At 66.8% G+C, this 19,520-nt stretch carries 13 protein-coding genes; 9 read left to right on the top strand and 4 right to left on the bottom strand.

The genetic code is table 11. The features are described from left to right. Positions 1-20 precede the first annotated feature (20 nt). From ACN28A_RS34735 to ACN28A_RS34725, 3 genes are all read left to right on the top strand, one after another. Positions 21-1,205 (top strand): glycoside hydrolase family 88 protein, encoded by a 1,185-nt coding sequence (locus ACN28A_RS34735; RefSeq protein ID WP_421402750.1) that lies wholly within the window; start codon positions 21-23, stop codon positions 1,203-1,205. A gap of 34 nt (positions 1,206-1,239) precedes the next feature. Beyond that, a complete protein-coding gene (gene iolB / locus ACN28A_RS34730; RefSeq protein ID WP_421402748.1) occupies positions 1,240-2,064 on the top strand; it encodes a 5-deoxy-glucuronate isomerase in 825 nt (274 codons plus the stop codon). A gap of 76 nt (positions 2,065-2,140) precedes the next feature. Then, positions 2,141-3,232: a LacI family DNA-binding transcriptional regulator gene (locus ACN28A_RS34725; protein ID WP_421402746.1), complete on the top strand. Its 1,092-nt coding sequence runs from the start codon at positions 2,141-2,143 to the stop codon at positions 3,230-3,232. Between the two features lie 84 nt (positions 3,233-3,316). Here the strand turns inward: ACN28A_RS34725 and ACN28A_RS34720 are convergent, their stop codons facing one another. Further along, positions 3,317-3,580, bottom strand: a complete 264-nt coding sequence (locus ACN28A_RS34720; protein WP_421402744.1) for a hypothetical protein — start codon at positions 3,578-3,580, stop codon at positions 3,317-3,319. Between the two features lie 87 nt (positions 3,581-3,667). Here ACN28A_RS34720 and ACN28A_RS34715 point away from each other — a divergent pair, with 87 nt between their 5' ends. From ACN28A_RS34715 to ACN28A_RS34705, 3 genes are all read left to right on the top strand, one after another. After that, positions 3,668-3,835: a hypothetical protein gene (locus ACN28A_RS34715; protein WP_421402742.1), complete on the top strand. Its 168-nt coding sequence runs from the start codon at positions 3,668-3,670 to the stop codon at positions 3,833-3,835. A 249-nt stretch (positions 3,836-4,084) separates the two neighbouring features. Further along, positions 4,085-6,547: a non-reducing end alpha-L-arabinofuranosidase family hydrolase gene (locus ACN28A_RS34710; RefSeq protein WP_421402740.1), complete on the top strand. Its 2,463-nt coding sequence runs from the start codon at positions 4,085-4,087 to the stop codon at positions 6,545-6,547. A gap of 169 nt (positions 6,548-6,716) precedes the next feature. Then, positions 6,717-8,093 carry a ricin-type beta-trefoil lectin domain protein gene (locus tag ACN28A_RS34705; protein WP_421402738.1) on the top strand — a complete coding sequence of 459 codons (1,377 nt, stop codon included), beginning with the start codon at positions 6,717-6,719 and terminating at the stop codon, positions 8,091-8,093. A gap of 790 nt (positions 8,094-8,883) precedes the next feature. Here ACN28A_RS34705 and ACN28A_RS34700 read toward each other — a convergent pair. Together ACN28A_RS34700 and ACN28A_RS34695 are read right to left on the bottom strand one after the other, a co-directional pair. Continuing rightward, complete coding sequence (locus ACN28A_RS34700; protein ID WP_421402736.1) at positions 8,884-10,743, bottom strand: DUF262 domain-containing protein; 1,860 nt, start codon at positions 10,741-10,743, stop codon at positions 8,884-8,886. A gap of 169 nt (positions 10,744-10,912) precedes the next feature. Beyond that, entirely contained in the window at positions 10,913-14,263 is a 3,351-nt protein-coding gene (locus ACN28A_RS34695; RefSeq protein WP_421402734.1) for a type ISP restriction/modification enzyme, read from the bottom strand. A gap of 679 nt (positions 14,264-14,942) precedes the next feature. On the opposite strand from ACN28A_RS34695, the gene ACN28A_RS34690 reads away from it, so the two are divergent. Together ACN28A_RS34690 and ACN28A_RS34685 are read left to right on the top strand one after the other, a co-directional pair. Further along, positions 14,943-15,776 (top strand): IS5 family transposase, encoded by an 834-nt coding sequence (locus ACN28A_RS34690; protein ID WP_421402453.1) that lies wholly within the window; start codon positions 14,943-14,945, stop codon positions 15,774-15,776. Beyond that, positions 15,773-16,192: a hypothetical protein gene (locus ACN28A_RS34685; RefSeq protein ID WP_421402455.1), complete on the top strand. Its 420-nt coding sequence runs from the start codon at positions 15,773-15,775 to the stop codon at positions 16,190-16,192. The genes ACN28A_RS34690 and ACN28A_RS34685 overlap by 4 nt, the downstream gene beginning before the upstream one ends. A 29-nt stretch (positions 16,193-16,221) precedes the next feature. Here ACN28A_RS34685 and ACN28A_RS34680 read toward each other — a convergent pair whose 3' ends face one another. Further along, positions 16,222-17,259 (bottom strand): beta family protein, encoded by a 1,038-nt coding sequence (locus ACN28A_RS34680; protein WP_421402732.1) that lies wholly within the window; start codon positions 17,257-17,259, stop codon positions 16,222-16,224. A 363-nt stretch (positions 17,260-17,622) separates the two neighbouring features. Here ACN28A_RS34680 and ACN28A_RS34675 point away from each other — a divergent pair, with 363 nt between their 5' ends. Continuing rightward, positions 17,623-18,972: a recombinase family protein gene (locus ACN28A_RS34675; RefSeq protein WP_421402730.1), complete on the top strand. Its 1,350-nt coding sequence runs from the start codon at positions 17,623-17,625 to the stop codon at positions 18,970-18,972. The last annotated feature ends 548 nt before the right edge of the window (positions 18,973-19,520 follow it).

Below are 19,520 nucleotides of genomic sequence, written 5' to 3'. Positions count from 1 at the left end.
CACGAGGGAGAACAGTATCCATGACGGCGACCGACGTCCGTCCCAGCCCAGACGCCGAAGCGATGGCGGCCGCGGTCACCGCCGCGATACGTACCGTCGAGGCGAACATCGACAGCTTCGGCACGCGGTACCCGGCAGACACCACCGTCGCCAACCGCTATCCGCTACGGCCACCGACCGCCGGCCAGCCGGAGGGCGCCAACGTCGGCTGGACGACCAGTTTCTGGCCCGGGATGTTGTGGCTCGCCCACGACCTGACCGGCGACGAACAGCACCTGAGAGCAGCCCTGGCACATGTCGACAGCTTCGCCGACCGGGTGCACGGTGGCATCGACCTGGATACCCACGACCTCGGTTTCCTCTACACCCTCGCCTGCGTCACGCCGGCCCGGCGCACCGACGACCGGCGCGCCCGGAGGGCTGCCCTGGCCGCCGCAGACCACCTGATGACCCGCTTCCTCGAACCGGCCGGCATCATCCAGGCCTGGGGCGACCTGGCTGACCCCCGCCAACGCGGCCGCACCATCATCGACAGCCTGATGAACACTCCGCTGCTCTACTGGGCCAGCCAGACCACCGGCGACGGCCGCTACGCCACGGCAGCCCGCCGGCACACGGCACAACTGCGTGAGCACATCCTGCGTCCGGACGGCACCACCTTCCACACCTTCTACTGGGACCCGGAGACCGGCGCGCCGCTGCGCGGCGAGACCGAACAGGGCCACGGGGACCACACCTGCTGGGCCCGCGGACAGGCGTGGGGCATCTACGGCTTCACCCTGAACCACCGGTACACCGGTGACCCCGCGCTGCTTGCCGCCGCCTCGACCTGCGCGGACCACCTTCTCGCACGGCTGCCGGCCGACCACGTCGCCTACTGGGACCTGGAGTTCGGCGACGGCAGCGGCGAGGAGCGCGACAGCTCCGCCGCCGCGATCGCCGCCTGCGGCCTGGCCGAGCTCGCCGGCAACGTCGCCGACCCGGCCCGCGCGAAGGGCTACCGAGACGCGGCCCGCCGGATCCTGCGTTCCCTGGTGGACAACTACGCCAGTGACGGCCATCCGGCGTCGAACGCCCTTCTCCTGCACGGCGTCTACGACAAGCCCAAGGGTATCGGCGTCGACGAGGGCAACCTCTGGGGCGACTACTTCTACCTGGAGGCCCTCACCCGCGCCACCACCCCCGGCTGGACCAGTCCCTGGTGACCCGCACCATCCGTACGAATCCTGAAAGGCGATCATGAATTACCGGTACCACTGCGTCATCCCCGCCGCCGACGGCGACAACGCGCTGCCCTTCAATCCCTGCCGGCTACTGGACTTCACCCTGCTGAAGCTGTCGGCCGGCCAGTCCTGGACCGGTGGGTCCGGCGACCGGGAGATCCTCGCGGTCGTTCTCGGCGGCACCGCGAACGTCACCGTCGCCGACCACCACTTCCCGCAGGTCGGCCAGCGTGCCGACGTCTTCTCCGGCAAGCCGCACTCGGTGTATGTCCCGGCAGGCTCCACCATCATCGTGGAGGCGGTCACCGACGTGGAGATCGCCCTGCCCAGCGCCCCAAGCGACCTGGCCACCGATCCGTACGTCATCACACCGGAACAGGTCGCCACCGGGCGCTGGGGAGCGGCCAACTTCGGTCGGACCTACCACCAGATCCTCACCGAGATCAGCCAACCGGACCTGCCCGCCCGCCGGCTCATCGTCGGCGAGACCTACACGCCCTCCGGAAACTGGAGCACCTACCCGCCGCACCGGCACCGGATCGACGACCTGCCCGCCGAGGCGGCGCACGAGGAGATGTACTACTACCGGGTCAACCCGCCGAACGGGTTCGGCATCAGCCGGGTCTACACCGACGACGGCTACGAGGAGAACGTCACCATCCGTGAGCACGTGATGCAGATGATGCCGGAGGGCTACCACACCGTCGTCAGCGCACCCGGCTACACCACGTACTTCCTGTGGTTCCTGGCCGGCAGCCAGCGCACCCAGGGTGCCCGCGAGGACGCCGAGCTGGCCTGGGTCGGCCAGACCGTCCCGACCCTGCGCCGCCTGGGCCTGTGACGATGGTTCCGGACGTCTTCCGCGCGACCGACGACACTGCGGCCCTGCGCGCCGAGCCGATAGGAGTGTGCGCAGCGTGGAAACGGATCGGCTGTTCAGCGCCCAGCGGCAGGAGCGCCTGCTCGCCGAACTGCGCGGGCAGGGCGCGGTACGGGTGCGCGACCTCGCCCGCGAGTTCGGCGTCAGCGAGCTCACCGTCCGGCGCGACATCGCCGCACTCGCCGAACGGGGCCTGGTGTCGAAGGTCCACGGCGGCGCTACGCTGCCACCCCAGAGCAACACCCTGAGCCAGCCCCGCCAGGCTCCGCTCCGCTACACCATCGGCATGGTCGTGCCGTCGCTCGACTTCTACTGGCCACCCGTCGTAGCCGGCGCGCGCGCCGCCGCCGCCGCGCTCGGCGTCAGCATCCAGCTGCGCGGTTCGAGCTACGACCCCGACGAGGACCGCCGCCAGATGGACCGTCTCGTGGAGGCGCAACAAGTTCAGGGTCTGTTGCTGGCGCCGAGCCTGGACGGCGACGACGCCGACGAGATCCTGGAATGGATCGGACACCTGCCGGTCCCGACCATTCTCGTCGAGCGCCAGCCACGCCGGTGGACGCCGAGCACCCGGCACCTCGAGTGGGTGCGCAGCGACCACTCGGTCGGCCTCGAAATCGCCATCTACCACCTCCGGCAGCAGGGGCACCGACGAATCGGGCTCGTCGTGGCGCAGGGCAGCCCGACCTCGGTCCACCTCCGGCACGCCTGGCGGACAGCCGCCGCCGACCCGAGCACGTCCGGTGCCCTCGCCATGCAGGAAACCGTCACGACGCCCGGCCAGCGGGACGTCATTATCCGCATCCTGCGGGAATGCCGACTTTCCGGGACCACGGCGCTGATCGTGCACAGCGATCCGCACGCCATCGCGGTCGCCCAGTTCTGTGCCGAGATGGGCATCGCCATCCCCGGTGACCTGGCGATCGTCTCCTACGACGACGAGATCGCCCACCTGGCCGATCCCGCGATCACGGCCGTCCGGCCGCCGAAGAGCCACGTCGGCCGCCTTGCCGTCGAACTCATGATCTCCCGCCTCCTGAACGGTGAACGCCGGCCACCGCACCGGGTACTGCTCGCCCCCGACCTCGTCGTCCGCGGTTCCTCGCTGTCACTCACGCAGCGGCACTAGAGGGAGCGACCGCGCCAGGCACCGCACCGGCTCGTGCGGGTGGTGGCCTGCCCACGCGAGTCCGGCGCGCACCGGGCTACGCGGTCAGGCGTCGCCGATCGACGGCAGTGGGATGCCGAACACGGTGCGCTGCCTGTCGTACTCGGTGAGTGTCCACGCCCGCTTGCCCTGCGGCTGGTAGGTGAGGTCCTCGGGTCCTCCCGCCGCGACGCTGCTGTACTGCCGCGAGGTGCCCACGGTGGCGCGGTGGGGCCAGGCGGGCTTGCGGTCGAACTCGCTGCTGGTCAGCACGAACTCGTCTCCGTGTGGGATCGCGCCGTTGACGTTCGCCCGTGACGTCACGTACACCGCATCGGAGCTGACCAGACCATCGGACGCCGCGAGTCGCGGTCCTCCTGGGCGTGGTGGGCTTCGACGATCTGCCGTTGGCCACCCTTGTCGACCCTCCCGCCGACCACCGTCCACCAGCCGCTCGCCGAGATGGCCGCCACCGCCACCGAGTTGGCGCTCGCTCTGGCGCGGGGAGAGCGGACCGCACAGATCGGGCTCGAGCTGGCCACGGCTCGCACCGTCCGGGGGAGTACCGCACCACCAGCCGCCTGACCGGAAGCGACGGGCACCGCCAACCCTGGAGAGTCCCTGGCTGATGCGCTCGGTGAGGTCTGGTCGGCTGCTCCGTCTCCGAAACTTACAAGAAGGCGCTGAAACTACCGCTTGCCATGGCTGAAAGTTTTTGGAAATCTAGCTCCATCGATCAGCCTGTTAGCGCTCACATCGATCGGTGACCGTCAGCTCACCCACCGATCATCTCGTCCGCCGCTAGCAGGCGCTCCATCCATCGCAGGAGGACCAGTGATTCCCCGGACCCGTCCCGCCGGTCGTCGATTCAGAACGCTCGCCATACCCGGCGCGGCCGCGATCGTCGCGGCCCTCGTCGTGTCCCTGCTCCCCACTCTCGCCCAGGCCGCCGCAAGCACGCTCGGCGCCGCTGCCGCTCAGTCCGGCCGGTACTTCGGTACCGCCGTCGCCGTGGGCAGACTCGGCGACAGCGCTTACAGCACGATCCTGAACCGTGAGTTCAACCAGGTCACGGCCGAGAACGAGATGAAGCCCGACGCGCTTCAGCCGAACCGGGGTCAGTTCAACTACACCAACGGCGACCGGCTGGTCAGCCACGCCCAGTCGCGGGGTATGAAGGTCAAGGGGCACACCCTGGCCTGGCACGCCCAGCAGCCGGGCTGGATGCAGTCGCTGTCCGGCAGCGCCCTGCGCCAGGCGATGATCGACCACATCACCAATGTGGTGACCCACTACCGGGGCAAGCTGGACTCCTGGGACGTGGTGAACGAGGCGTACGCCGACGGCAACAGTGGCGGCCGGCGTGACTCGAACCTGCAGCGCACCGGTAACGACTGGATCGAGGTGGCGTTCCGCACCGCCGACGCGGCCGACCCGAACGTCAAGCTCTGCTACAACGACTACAACATCGACAACTGGTCGGCGGCCAAGACGCAGGGCGTCTACAACATGGTCCGCGACTTCAAGCAGCGCGGCGTGCCGATCGACTGCGTCGGTTTCCAGACGCACTTCACCGGCGGCTCCAGCTACCCGAGCAACTACCGCACCACGCTGTCCAGCTTCGCCGCCCTCGGCGTCGACGTGCAGGTCACCGAGCTGGACATCACCAACGCGGACGTGAACCAGTACCGCAACACCGTCAACGACTGCCTGGCGGTGGCCCGCTGCACCGGCATCACGGTGTGGGGTATCCGCGACTCGGACTCGTGGCGCTCCGGTGAGCGGCCGTTGCTCTTCGACGGCAGTGGCAACAAGAAGCCGGCGTACGACGCGGTGCTCGCCGCGCTGAACAGCGCGACCCCGAACCCGACCACGCCGGGGCCGAACCCCACCACGCCGGGGCCGAACCCGACCACGCCGGGACCCACCGCCCCACCCGGCTCCGCCGCCGAGATCGTCGGCGAGCAGTCGGGCCGGTGTATCGACGTGCCCAACTCGTCCACCAGCAATGGCACGCGGGTGACCTTGTACGACTGCAACCGGGGGGCGAACCAGTCCTGGACGTACACGTCGAACAAGCAGCTGCAGGTCTACGGCAACATGTGTCTGGACGCGGCGGGTTCCGGTAACGGTACCGCCGTGCAGATCTACAGCTGCCACGGTCAGACGAACCAGCAGTGGAACGTGAACTCCAACGGCACGATCAGTGGTGTGCAGTCCGGGCGGTGCCTGGACGTGTGGAGCACGGCCAACGGCGCTCAGGTGCAGTTGTACGACTGCCACGGGAACGCCAACCAGCGGTTCAGCCTCAGGTCCCTCGGCGGACCGACCGCCGTGCCGACGACCGCCGCCCCGACGACCGGCGCGCCGACCACGCCGCCGGGTACCACCTGCAACCTGCCGACGTCGTACCGCTGGACCTCGACGGGCGCGCTGGCGCAGCCGAGGTCGGGCTGGGTGTCGCTGAAGGACTTCACCGTCGCGCCGTACAACGGCCAGCACCTGGTCTACGCCACCACCCACGACACCGGGACGAGCTGGGGTTCGATGAACTTCGGCCTCTTCTCGAACTTCAACCAGATGGGCTCGGCCAGCCAGAACGCGATGAACTCCGCCACCGTGGCGCCGACGCTGTTCTACTTCGCCCCGCGCAACATCTGGGTGCTGGCGTACCAGTGGGGCGGCACCGCCTTCTCCTACCGGACGTCGAGCGACCCGACCAACCCGAACGGCTGGTCGTCGGCGCAGACGCTCTCCACCGCCAGCATCTCCAACTCCAACACCGGCCCGATCGACCAGACCCTCATCGCCGACGACCAGAACATCTACCTGTTCTTCACCGGTGACAACGGTCGCGTCTACCGGTCGAGCATGCCGATCGGGAACTTCCCGGGCAGCTTCGGCTCGAACTACACCACGATCATGACCGACTCGACGAACAACCTCTTCGAGGGTGTGCAGGTCTACAAGCTGCAGGGCCAGCAGCGCTACCTCATGCTCGTCGAGGCGATCGGCTCGAACGGCCGTTACTTCCGGTCGTTCACCGCCACCAGCCTGGGCGGTACGTGGACGGCACAGGCCGCGACCGAGAGCAACCCGTTCGCGGGCAAGGCCAACAGCGGCGCGACCTGGACCAACGACATCAGCCACGGTGAGCTGATCCGGACCAGCGCCGACCAGACCTTCACGGTCGACCCGTGCAACCTGCAACTGCTCTACCAGGGCCGCTCGCCCAGCTCCGGCGGTGACTACGGTCTGCTGCCGTACCGGCCGGGTCTGCTGACCCTGCAGCGTTGATGGGCGTGACACAGCTCCGGCTCAGGTGAAGCGGGGACGGGCGGGCTCGGCGCACAGCCGAGCCCGCCCGGCCCCCGCAGCACCGGATCACCCTGCGGTCCGGGCGAGAGCATCCGCCTCGGGCCGTCCCCAGATCTCCGACCACGACGACAGTGCAAGGAGCCAGGCAATGCCGAAACACAGGTACCTTCTCCCGTCCATCGCGGCCGCGGCAGCCCTTGTCGTGGTTGCGGCTGGCGGCGCGCTCAGCGGCGGCTTCGGCGGAGCGGCGTCAGCCGCCACGAACGGCATCCTCGCGGCGACCGCCGGCTGCGGCAAAGCCCCCACCCTGACCAACGGCACCCGCACGATCTCCAGCGGCGGACAGAACCGCAGCTACATCCTGCGAATCCCAGACGGATACGACCGCAACCGCCAGTACCGGCTCATCTTCGGCTTCCACTGGCTCAACGGCTCGGCCCAGAACGTCTCCTCCGCCGGCTACTACGGCCTCCAACCGCTGTCGAACAACAGCACGATCTTCGTCGCCCCCCAAGGCCTCGACGCCGGCTGGGCCAACACCAACAACCGTGACCTCACCCTCTTCGACGACATCCGCACACAGGTCGAGAACGACCTCTGCGTAGACACCACCCAACGCTTCGCCCTCGGCTTCAGCTACGGCGGAGCCATGAGCTACGCCGTAGCCTGCGCCCGACCCACCATCATCCGCGCCGTGGCCGTCCTGTCCGGCGCCCAACTCAGCGGATGCAACGGCGGCACCACACCCGTGCCCTACTTCGGCATCCACGGCATCTACGACAGCGTCCTGAACATCTCCATGGGCCGACAACTACGCGACACCTTCGTCCGCAACAACGGCTGCACCGCCCAGAGCCCTCGCGAACCAACCCGCGGCAGCCTCACGCACATCACCACCGTCTACTCCGGCTGCCGCGCCGGCTACCCCGTGCAATGGGCCGCCTTCGACGGAGACCACACCCCCAGCCCCGTCGACGGATCCTCCAGCCCCAACGACTCCCGCACCTGGACCTCCGGAGAAATCTGGAGATTCTTCACCTCACTCGGCTCCACCACCCCCACCACCCCACCCGGCAACCCCACCACCCCGCCCGGCAACCCGACCACCCCGCCGGTGAACCCGACGACGCCGCCGGCTGGTTCGGCGTCGCGGATTGTCGGGGCGCAGTCGAATCGGTGTGTCGATGTGCCGAACGGGTCGCGTACCAACGGGACTCGGGTGCAGTTGTACGACTGCACCGGGCAGGTGCAACAGCAGTGGACGTACACGTCGAACAAGCAGCTGCAGGTGTACGGCAACATGTGTCTGGACGCGGCTGGTTCGGGTAACGGTACTGCCGTGCAGATCTACAGCTGTCATGGCCAGTCGAACCAGCAGTGGAACGTGAACTCCAACGGCACGATCAGTGGTGTGCAGTCCGGGCGGTGCCTGGACGTGTGGAGCACGGCCAACGGCGCTCAGGTGCAGTTGTACGACTGCCACGGGAACACCAACCAGCGGTTCAACCTCGTCCCCAACGCCTGACGACCGTGACCCGGCTCGACGAACGACGAGCCGGTCCAACCCACCGTTAGCACGCCGGCCCGGCCGCCTGGCCGGGCCGGCTATGGTGCGCCCGTGGACAACAGAGCCGGCGCTGTTGCGTTGCCGGTGGTCGTGAGCCTGTGGCCGCCGAGCCGACGCGCACCGGGTACACGGACGGCCCGGATACCGGTGCCGACACGGCCACACCAGTGCCAGCCCGCCCTACCCGGCCGGCCCAAGCCGCTGTACCTACGCGAAGACCTGCTCCTCGCTCACATCGCACCGGCAACTCGGCCGCCGCACGACCGAAGCGCGTGACGACGCGCGAGCTACCGCCCCGTACCTGCGGGCGAACCAGATCACCATCACCTGCGACGCCGACACCATCACACTCTCGGTCGGCAGCCGTCGCCGGCACGAATTCCACGCCAGAAGCAGCGACCCCCACCCGAACCGCTCGAAAAATGAACGGTTTGGTGAGGGTTAACGTGTCCGAGGGGCGATCGATACCGCAACCCCACCAACGGCACGCACGGACACTGACGTGATGATTGATTATGGCCGGTAGCTGCCCGGACTCACCAAACCGTTTTCCGCTGCTCCAGCCACCGGTGTCCTCTGCGCTCGCGGGCGCATATCGGCCGTCTGCGCTCGACCACGATTGTGACGAACCTACCCCTACTCGCGGTGAACCTTTGCCGAGCCGGATACCTCCGCATGCCATAGCAACCGCACCAGACGGGCGATCACCACGCGCTAATCCGGGTCGGCTTGTGGATAACAAGGCTCTTCAGTGCGCCGCCGACCGAGGCCAGATCAGCGTGATCGTCTTGGCGAGTTCTTGGCTGCGTTCGCGGATGTCCTGCTCGGTCCATTCGGTCACGTGGTCGTCGACTATTTTCTTGTTAAGGACGAGCAGACTGAAACGGGCTAGCAAAGAGCGCTTGCCTTTGCCTGCATCCTTTCCCTTTGTTGGTACGGCTGCCATCTCGCTGTCCGTCCACGGACGGTTTGATAGGGTGCCGTTGAGCTTCTGCGTGACGAGGGTGAGGTTGCCGAGGGTGTGCACGAGGTGGCTTCTCCGCGCCGCGTGCTGCGGGTCGTCGGTGTCCGGACTACTCCAGTAGGTGCTCCACTGGCGGGGCATGATGTGTTCGATCTCGAGTCGAGCGGGCAAGGGAACGTTCTCGTGGCGCTCCGTACGCCACTGCCGCTCGATGGCTGATAGAACGACCCGCAGCCTCTGCTGGCGAATTTGGCCGTAGGCGCGCACCTGCGGCACTTGTGCGATTACTTGGTCGTCGGTGGGCCATATCCGGGCATCAGCCGTCTGTTGCGCTAGGAAGGCGACCACGGCGTCGCCGGCGGTTTCGCGCTTCTGCTTGTCAAGATGCTTCAGGAGCGCAACAACGAGCTTGTTGACGTCCTTCATCGTCATTCGCAGTAGCGTCCTGCGGACGGTCCAGCTCTCCATTGCGGCGAGTGCCCGGTCGGCCTGCGCAGGCGGTATAGCGTGATTGTCGCTTATGAGCCACAGCAGGAGCGGGATGGTGGCTCCGATCTCCAGAGCCTCGACTACCCGAGAATAGAACCGACCCCGGGCAGTCTCCGGGTCCATTTGGGCAAAATCGCGGAACTTGTCCGCGTCTCGTCGCAGCGCGCCCAGGAACGCCTCGGCGTTAACCAGCGTGGTGAGGTGTCGGCTGGCGTATCCGCGGAAGCGGGAAAACACATCTTCGGCGCCGATCTCGTCCTGCAGCCGCATGGTCAACCAGTACTGCAGAAACAGGTCGATTCGCGATCGGTACAGGCGGCCCTGTGCCACCTGGTCGCGCCACCAGTCCTCGTCGAGGTCTTGCCAGTACGTGTCGCCCCATGCATCGATGTCCGCATGGAGGTCCTCGCCACGCTGGAAGATGTAGTTCTTGATGTGGTCCGCAGCCAGAAGCGGAGTGCCGCGACCATTCAACGTCTCGAAAATCAGTTGGTCGTCGTCGTTGTCGCTGAGATCGATGGCGACGATCCGCAGATGCTCCTGTAGCACCTGCGCAAGAGCCGTCAACCGTTCTCGTGCCTTGTCTACATCGCCGCTGACCTCGGCCCACTCTTTGATCGCCTTGAGAAAGAACGCGTGCGCCTGGACGATCCGGCTCTCGAATAACTCGGGTGTCACGGTCAGGGCGTCGTCCATGACTCGCTCAAACGCCAACCGGTCGACCCGAGAGGGCCACAACTTGAACCTCTTCGGGGTATTTTTGAACCGATTTGAGGGGTTGAGCACCAGTTCTTCAAGTGACTCGGCGTCCTCGGCGTCGCCGTGCTCCAGCAGTACGACTTGCGCTGCATCCAGCAAGATCTGCAACGTGGTCAGTCGTTGCTGACCATCGATGACTGAAGACCGTGACGGGTCCCCGGCAGCGCTTGCCAATTGTTTGAGCACGACCGCGCCGAGGAAGTGGCCAGGAAGCCGATCGCCTCGGACCTCGTCATCGTTCACAGCCAGAAGCTCGGCTGTCACCCGTTCGAGGTCGTCCCACAGAGGTTGCCACTGGTCCTCCTCGTTCCACACGTAGGGACGCTGAAACGGCGGTATCTCAAGACACACCTTGCCGTCGAACAGATCACGCGGCGTAAGCGCTTTTGCTTCCATATGACAACCACCCTGAGTCTCTCGGTCCAGCCGGGTCAGCGTACTCGGGCGCACTCGGGCATAAAATCGCCGCAACCACTTCGGACAGTCACACAGTCTCGTCGGCCGCTGACACGCCCACGAGCGCCTGCCTGTCACGCACACGCCGGCACCGATGCAATCGCCGGGCTTAGAACAGGCGCGGCGTTGTCTCATCGCCGGTGACACCAAGCTTGTTGGGTCGGTTCGGAGGTAGCACCGCAGCGTCCGTGAGTCCGGCTGTGGAGACCAGCGGACCGGCGCAAATGTGGTCCAGGAGAGCTGCCTGCTGCGGCTCGATTGCGACGCACCGTTCCAGGACGGCCAGGATCTCGAGCAACTCGTCGGTGAACGCGCTGCTCCAGCTCAGCGGCGTCTCCTCGTCAAGGATCGACGACCTGCGTCGGTGGCGCTGGTGGGCGCATCGGTAGTTGAACCAGTGGCGCACGGTGCGCATGCCGCCAACGTCGTACTCCCAGATGTCTGGGTGGACCGGAGCGATCTTCCCCTCACCCACCAGCAGTGCCCGGTGATCCGCGTCGTAGCCGATCGTTTGTGGCAGCTCACCTGGTCGGTCTGGTATCTCCGCAACCACCCGTGGGCCTGTGGCCTCGACGAAGTCTGCGAATCTCGGCCGTGTCGTCGAAGTATCGGCCGTGCTGTCGCCGAAGGTGTGTAGCCACAGGACCTCTTTGCCAATGTTCACCGCTTCCGTCCAGAGTTTTGGGTCGGCTGTGAGGGGCACTCGTACGCCGGGGTGCTGGAGCTGGCGGGCGAACCGTTGGGTGTAGCCGCGATGCGCGACGGTAGCGGCAACGTAGGCCATCACGTCGGCCGGAGCGACCGACTGCCCGAGCACGGCTCCCAGGAAAGCGCAAAGGCCGGATGTGACGTTGGGTCTTTGGGTTGAAGTGTCACAGTAGAGCGGAAAGACCCGGCCGCTTCGTCCGTTGTAGTGGTGAATATCGGGGATGAGGTGCGTAAACGCGACCCCTGGTCCACTGTCGACCGCTTGGCTGTTCTGTTCGGTCATGTAGATCTGCTGGGGTGAGCGAACCGCCCACAGCGGCGGCCTTGGTCTGGCGAGCAGTCGGCTGTCCGGGAGCAGCCACTGACGGTCAAAGGCCCGGTACGCGACCCGGATCGGTGCTGCCGCTGCTCCTGTCTCGGTCGCGAGGGTCCCCTCTGCCGGAGGAGAGCCGGGTAAGGGCCGGACAAGGCTGTCGATCGTGCGATCGGGGGACTCCGGCAACATCTCCCGGCGTGCACCCTCCTCGCTCCGTGTGAACGTGGCCCAGCGCCGCTGAAGCGTCTCCTGATCGGGGGCGTACACCCAGGTCCGCCCTGCGGTGACGCCGCGAGACGATTCGGGGAACAAGTCTTTGAGGCTCGGATAACTATCCCACTCGGTGCCGGAGCCGGCGAGAAACGGTGCACGCCACTCCGGGCGGCAAGTCGCCCATTCCGGGTCGGCAAGCCGCAGCGATCTCAGCCGGGCCAGCTTGTCTTGCTTGGTGCCGGTCAGCGAGATGCGGTGGATGATCGCCGCCCTGTCTGGATTGCCCTGCCCGTAGCGTGCGAACACTGCGATGCACAACTGCCGCCCCACCTCAGGGCCGAACACCCGGGTGTCCTGCTGGGGCCGGTTTCCCTCCGGGGACAGGTCGATGATCCAGCCTTCGTCGCAGGTTCGCCGCAGATACTCGCGCATACCCTCGAAGGACTTGCCCTTGAGGAAGCTCGATGGGGTGACGAAGGCGACGATTCCTTGGGGCTGGGTGGGGTGGGCCTCGAACGCCTTCCAGAGCGCCCAGCGCCAGAAGCACCACGGCAGGCCGTAGAGGTCCGACTCGTACCTGCCGCCGCCGGGGACGCGGAACTCGTCGAGCGAGGGACGGCCGGATGACGCGCCGGGCAGCAGGGGCACCTTCCGGCGTTCCTCGATCCAGGGAACTCGGCCCCTGCTGTTCTCGACGTGTGGCGGGTTACCGATGACCACCATCACCGGCACGTCCCGCTTGATGCGGTTGGCCTCCTGCCGGGCCCGCTCGAGCACGCGGTACGCGGCTCGCAGCCGACCCTGCTGCTTGGCCGGGTCCTCCAACGCATCGGTGAGAAAACGCACCTCAGAGGCCGGCAGTTCAGTCTTGAACTCGGCCTTCATCGCCTGGTGAAGGCGGAGTTCGGCAACGGCGTAGGGCGCAGCCTGGATCTCGAAACCGACGAGACGGTCCTGGAAGAACGAGCGGAGCCGGGGAGCCGTCGCTCCCTTGCCCTGTCTCTCGTCAATGGTGTCCGACACGGATCGCAACACCTCGACGAGGAACGTGCCGGTGCCCATCGCCGGATCGACCACGACCACGTCGTCAGCTGCGAGGCCCCAGGAGCGGTCGAAGCGGACGGCGAGGATCTCATCGACGAAGTCGACCACGGCAGCGGCAACCGGCTTCGGGGTGTAGTAAGAGCCGCTGCGTCGCCGCAGGGCTGGATCATATGCCGCGAGGAACCGCTCATAGAGATCTGCGTGGACGTCTGTGCGCCCGTCATCGAGCACGTTCCAGTCGATGCAGCCGATCACTCGGCGCAGAGTTTGAATCATGCGCAGTTCATCGGCAGCTTCGTTGTCCGTCAGCACGGCCAGCGCGCGGCCCATCAGTGAGTGCTTCTTGCCGAGCAGGCGGGCGATCTCGTGAAGCGGCGTCTGCTCGAAGGCAATCCCGTCCACCCGCGCGAGCAGCAGGGCGAAGGTCACTGTCTGCGCATACGCGTCGGAGAAGCCGAGGTCGTCGAGGTCAGGGAAGAGCAGGTCGCGCCAGTCGGCCGCGAGCAAGGAGAGTTCCTCGTGGGCTACGTCCCGGGTGGGATCGCCCAGGATGGCCGTCACCTCGTCTCGGAGTAACCGGCAGAGGCCGGCGACCATGTTGATCAGTTGCGGAAGGGTGCGGGGCTGTTCCGGCTCCCACAGCAGAAACTGCTGGATGAGCGCCTCGAGCCCGGATCCGTCAGTCCGCAGAGGCCGCCGAATGTCGAACGGATCTCCTTCCAACCGAACCTCGGGACCGGCGAGTTCGCCGTAGCTGTATCGCGCCCACGTCACGCCATCCGAGTAGAGGACGTTCGGCAGCGCCTTCAGCTTCTCCCACTGCTCTCGTTCCCGCCTATCCGGCCGGCGCCAGGTCGTCGGCACGCCACGGCCAGGAGCTTTCAGCTCGACATACCCGACCCGAACTCCGCCTACGTCCACTGCGAAGTCCGGTCGGGCGCGGATTTTTTGAAGTCTCACCTCGCCGTACGGGACTGCATCCACACCTACGTGCCGGCCGAGCCGACGCAACAACTGCTCGAGGGGACCGCGCAGCTGATCCTCCTGATCGCCTCCCCGGCCGAGCTTCTCGGCGATTAGCTCACCGAAAACCGCGACGGCATCTGAGACCGGGTCAGAGACGAGACGCAGCTTTGGAGCCCGAGGGTGTGCTTGGCGGCGACGTGCGGGACTGGCCATGGAGCCTCCCGTGGCCGAGACTCTGGTACTACAGAATCCCCGCACACGGCTGCCGACACAACCTGCGACTGGTCGATAGCCACGCGTGTGTGTCCCTCGTAGACTTAGCAGCCGGGTAACAAAGGGGCGAACCGCTTTAAACCCGACTACTACTGGCAGCTCTACGGCCGGATGTCGACGGTCCAGTAACCAGGGCTGCGTGACGTCACAGCACTGGCAGCTCGACTGCGCCAGCGAACTCGTGGCCGGTCGCAGGGTGATCGTTACCGAATACCTTGATGTCGGCTGCTCCCGCTGCCGCGGGGCGGCGCCCTCTGCAGTCCGCCGCCCTGTTGGCCGCGATCGGCGATCCGGGTTCGGCACCGCAGGTCGTCCAAACGATTCCGCGTTCCCCGTGCGAGACGTACTGGAAGCAGCGAGGGCCTGACCGACCTTAACGCCGACCGGTTCGCCCCGGGCCGAGGTGGTCGTCGTCGCTACCGCGCCCCCCGTTGCCGACCAAACCGGGAGGGGCGCCGTTACTGCGAGGTCAGGAGTTGGAGCGGAGGCCGGTATATCCGGATCCGCCTAGTTGTCTTAGAGGGTGGTTCGGTAGGTTTCGTCCATTGTGGGTTAGGGTCGGCGTGTGAATGTGAGTCGTGGTCGTAACCGGTGACGTGGTGGCCGCGTTGGGCTGATCATGGGTGAGCGTGCGGCGTATCCGAGTGACCTGACCGATGATCAGTGGGCGGTGGTCGGACCGTTCCTGCAGGCGTGGAAGGACCGGCATCCGTCGGTGTCGGGGCATCAGGGCCGTTACGAGTTGCGGGAGATCGTGAACGCGATCTTCTACCAGAACCGGACCGGGTGCCAGTGGGCGTATCTGCCGCACGACCTGCCGCCGAAATCCGCAACCTACTACTACTTCGCGTTGTGGCGGGATGACGGCACCGACCAGATGATCCATGATCTGCTGCGCTGCCAGGCCAGGGAGAAGGCCGGCCGGGCGGAGGATCCGACCGCGGTGGTGCTGGACACCCAGTCGATCCGGGCGGCCAACCACGTCCCGGCCGCGACGACCGGCAAGGACGCGGCGAAGAAGGTCCCGGGCCGCAAGCGGGGCCTGGCGGTGGATGCCCTGGGGTTGATCATCGCGGTGGTGGTCACCGCCGCGTCGGTCACCGACAACGCGATCGGCGTGCGCCTGCTGGACAACGTGGTGGCGCACACCCCGACGGTGACCAAGGCGTGGGTCGACGCCGGGTTCAAAGACGACGTGCAGATCCACGGCGCCATCCGGGGTATCGACGTCGAGCAGGTCCTTCGGTCCGACACGACGGCGGGGTTCGTGGCGGTGAAGCGCCGGTGGGTGGTCGAGCAGACCCACGGCACCCTGATGCTGCACCGCCGTCTGGTCCGCGAGTACGAAAGCCGACCAGCCTCCGCGGTGTCCCGTACCTGGTGGGCGTCCACGGCGAACCTCATCCGCCGGTTGACCGGCACCACCACCACGTCCTGGCGCGACCAACGGTGACCCCGCCGACGCTGCTGACCCTGCTCACCGAACGCGAAACCGCCGCCGGCCTCGTCGTCGAGCGGCTCCGCGCCCAGATCGCCTCCCTGACCGAGCAGCTCACCGCAGCCGAGACCGAGGTGACCGAACTCGCCATCACCCGCAAGACGCTCCTGAGCCTCGGCGGCCCACTCGACGCGGCGGCACCTACCGACCCGACCGTCGCCAGCCCCGCCTACCAGCAGATCCTCGCCGTGTTCCACGCCGCCACCGCGCCGATGCGCGCCAAGGACATCTGCCACGCCCTCGGCACCGGCACCGCCGCGAAGGACACCGAAGGACTACGCGCCAAACTCAAGCGGCTCGTCGCCCGCCAAATCCTCACCGAACCCGAGGCCGGCCTGTTCGTCCTCGCCCCGCCGACGACCTCCGCGTAACCCCCACCACCAGGACCTCTAACGAACGGTCAAACCCACATCGGACATAGGCTCCCGAACCACCCTCTTATGACCTGCGCGAGGTGGTGCGAGGTGGTCCAGGCGCGCCAATTGGCGGCGTTGCCGGGCCCGCCGACGCCGTCCGCCCGCGCGGCAATTTGGCGATCTCCCCAGGAAAAGTCTCGTCCTTGTGGAGGCCAGTGGTCGGAGGCCACCAGTGCCTTGCATAGGTCGTACATCGCGTGCCTGTCGATCGTGTCTTGGGGCCAACGGTAGATCCACCACAGCTCGTCGTCGGTGTAGCGCAGGCTGGGCATAGGTCGCCAGGCCGCTCCGGCCGTTCCTGGATGGGTGATGCCGTAGTCCGCGTACTGGACGCCGAGGTCCTGCACGCGCTGCCACAGCTGCAAGTCCCAGCGCCGTAGGGGTGTGGGCGTGTGGACCGGGAGGAGCGAGATGCTCTGCGGCATGGCGCCGGCGGCGACCGTGATCGAACGCCAAGGGTAGCGCTGAGCCCAGGACACGCATTTGCGGACGACCGGTTCGACTCTGGTCAGGTCGCGCTCGGATCGCACCTCGAACACGTCAAGGACCAGGTGGCAATGCTCGATGGTCAGGCCGATCTGGTTACGAAGGCGATCCAATGCCTCCTCGGCTTCCTCGTCGTCCGGGTCGCGGGTGTCGCTGCCCAGCCGGAGAACGGCGTGGCCACTATGGAGGTCTGCCGCGTGTCGGACGTCGGCCAGCCGTGCTGCGGTGTCGTACAGGTGGAGGACTGGCAGCATCGGGATTCCCCAGGCCGCGAGGTCGTCGGCGATGTCGCGCATTGGCCGACGCACGCCCTCGGTTGGATCGGCGAGATGCCGAACATCAACCGCGATCGTCAGATCGGCAGGCACCGACTCGCATACCTGCTTGCCGAATCGGTAGGCATTCTTGGTCGGGCCGTTCGCGGTCGGGACCACCTCAAGGATCGGCAATACGTGCCGCACCGAAGCGGCGGACAGGCGCGCGAGCGCCCTGAACTCGCCTTCCCGGCCTTTGAGGATGGGCATGTACGTGACCATGAGTCCGTTCCTGCCGGTTTTGCTCCCGAGTCAGGCGCCTCCGTCTATGGTCAACGTTATGTGACCGGTTGACAACTCCTCGTCCTTGCTCTGGTGGGCAGTCGAGACGTCCCGGCCCCAAGGGGGCGTGGTCAACCTCAATGTTGCTGAGGTCTCCCTTCGTGGAGCGGTTGATGTGTTCCCGGTTTGGTTGTCCGGCCACGTCATCGCTACCTTCCTGGTTCGTTGGACAGGGTGGGGTATCGCAGCGAGGTGATCTCCATGGGCGGTACGTTGAGCGTCAACCAGCCCGATCTCCTGGCCGGGTGGCTGCACTCCACGCAAGCCCAGCCCAGAGTCCGAGGGCACCGGCCATCACCTGCTGTGGGCCTCCTGCGATTCGCGTTCTACGGACGGATTTCCACTGCGGAGTACCAGGACGCCGTCTCGTCAAGGGCCTGGCAACTCGACTCGGCGAACCGGACCGTGGCCGACCTCGGTGAGATCGTCAGCGAGTACTTCGACATTGGCTGCTCCCGGTGTCTGCCGTGGCATGCCCGCCCGCAAGCCGCCGCACTGCTGGCCGCCGCCACCGAGCAGTGCCGGGGGTTCGACGCGGTGATCGTCGGCGAGTACGAGCGCGCCTTCCACGGCGACCAACTCGTCGGCGTCGCCGCCGTACTGGCCGCTCACGGGGTCCAATTGTGGCTTCCCGAGACCTGCGGCCCCGTCGACCTGAGCGACCCTACTCACCGGGCCCTGGTCATCCTGCTTGGACATCAATCGAGACGGGAAGTCCTCCGAGCCCGGTTCCGCACCACGATGGCCATGCGCGCCCAAGCCCGCGACCAGGGACGGCACCTCGGCGGGCGACCGCCCTACGGCTACCGCCTGGTCGACGCCGGACCCCACCCCAACACCGCGCACGCCCGCTGGGGACGCCGACTACACCGACTCGACCCCGACCCGGTCACCGCACCACAAGTGCATTGGATCTTCGCCCAACGGATTGCCGGAACCAGTGCCGCCGGCATCGCCCGCACCCTCAATCACCTGGGAGTTCCGTCACCATCGGAGTACGACCGCAGCCGCAACCCGCACCGGACAGCAAAAGGCTGGACATTACGGACGGTCGCGGAAATCCTCGCCAACCCTCGCTACACCGGCCGGCAGGTGTGGAACCGGCAGTACACCGACCATCAGGAGACCGAGTCGGGGGACCGGCGCACCGGTCGAGGCTCGGTACGGCGGTGGGCTCCCCGAGACCAGTGGGTGCTGTCCGCTCGGTTGGTGCACCCGCCGCTGGTCAGCGAGACGGACTTCGTCAAGGCCCAAACGGTGAACGCGGTCGGCACGCCGGAGGACGGCCAGCCGCGCCGGTACCTGCTGACCGGGCTGGTCATCTGCCGAGCCTGCGGCCGACGGGCCGACGCGCACTGGGTACACGGACGGCCCGGATACCGGTGCCGACATGGCCACACCAGCGCCAGCCCGCCCCTACCCGGCCGGCCGAAACCGCTGTACCTACGCGAAGACACGCTCCTCGCCCGCATCGCACGGCAACTCGACGATCGCACGACGGAAGCACGCGACGACGCGCGAGCTACCGCCGCATACCTGCGGGTGAACCAGGTCACCGTCACCTGCGACGCCGACACCATCGCCCTCGACCAGCAGCCGTCGCCGGCACGAATTCCACGCCAGAAGAAACGACCCCCACCCAAACCGCTCTGAAACATGAACGGTTTGGTGGGGGTTAACGTGTCCGAAATCCGACGAAGATAGGTCCAGTTACGATAGAGATAGCGGGCAGAGGTTGACCCACGATGTGGTCTGGCTCCGGACTTCAGGTGGCCACGCGCCGGCAACCAGCCTGTGGCGAAGACAGCTGCTGATCGAAGATCACCCCCTCGGATGCCGGGGAGGTGGGCCGACCCGACCCGAGACACCCCCTCGGCCCTGGCCCGCTCCACCAACTGCTGCGTAAACTTCAGCTCTGCTCACGTCGACTGCCGATGCTGAGCAGCAATCGACTTCCTCCGCTCTGCGTAACGAGGTCCTCTTCGGGAAGGATCAACGTTCTGCCCAACGGAATACTCCCCAGGTCGACACCGAATCCGCTGCGTTCCACCGACCGAAGGGCTGCAGCGAGGCCCGAGGATTACGGATATATGCTGCGGCTGGCGTAGCTCTCCCAGCATTCACCTGATGGTGCCGGCGGCGATACGTGGCTAGGGTTGGCGACGCGCGAAGCGCAGAGGGCTGACGGTGATGTGCCGTCC

It is taken from the genome of Plantactinospora sp. WMMB782 (assembly GCF_049179135.1).
GTDB lineage: Bacteria > Actinomycetota > Actinomycetes > Mycobacteriales > Micromonosporaceae > Plantactinospora.
Note: the sequence above shows the minus strand (reverse complement) of the source record. Positions and strands in the feature narration are given on the sequence as shown.

Excerpts from the sequence above, each read along its gene's own strand:
- ACN28A_RS34735 (WP_421402750.1), top strand. The coding sequence starts at position 21 with ATGACGGCGACCGACGTCCGTCCCAGCCCAGACGCCGAAGCGATGGCG.
- iolB (WP_421402748.1), top strand. The coding sequence starts at position 1,240 with ATGAATTACCGGTACCACTGCGTCATCCCCGCCGCCGACGGCGACAAC.
- ACN28A_RS34705 (WP_421402738.1), top strand. The coding sequence starts at position 6,717 with ATGCCGAAACACAGGTACCTTCTCCCGTCCATCGCGGCCGCGGCAGCC.
- ACN28A_RS34700 (WP_421402736.1), bottom strand. The coding sequence starts at position 10,743 with ATGGAAGCAAAAGCGCTTACGCCGCGTGATCTGTTCGACGGCAAGGTG.
- ACN28A_RS34695 (WP_421402734.1), bottom strand. The coding sequence starts at position 14,263 with ATGGCCAGTCCCGCACGTCGCCGCCAAGCACACCCTCGGGCTCCAAAG.
- ACN28A_RS34690 (WP_421402453.1), top strand. The coding sequence starts at position 14,943 with ATGGGTGAGCGTGCGGCGTATCCGAGTGACCTGACCGATGATCAGTGG.
- ACN28A_RS34680 (WP_421402732.1), bottom strand. The coding sequence starts at position 17,259 with ATGGTCACGTACATGCCCATCCTCAAAGGCCGGGAAGGCGAGTTCAGG.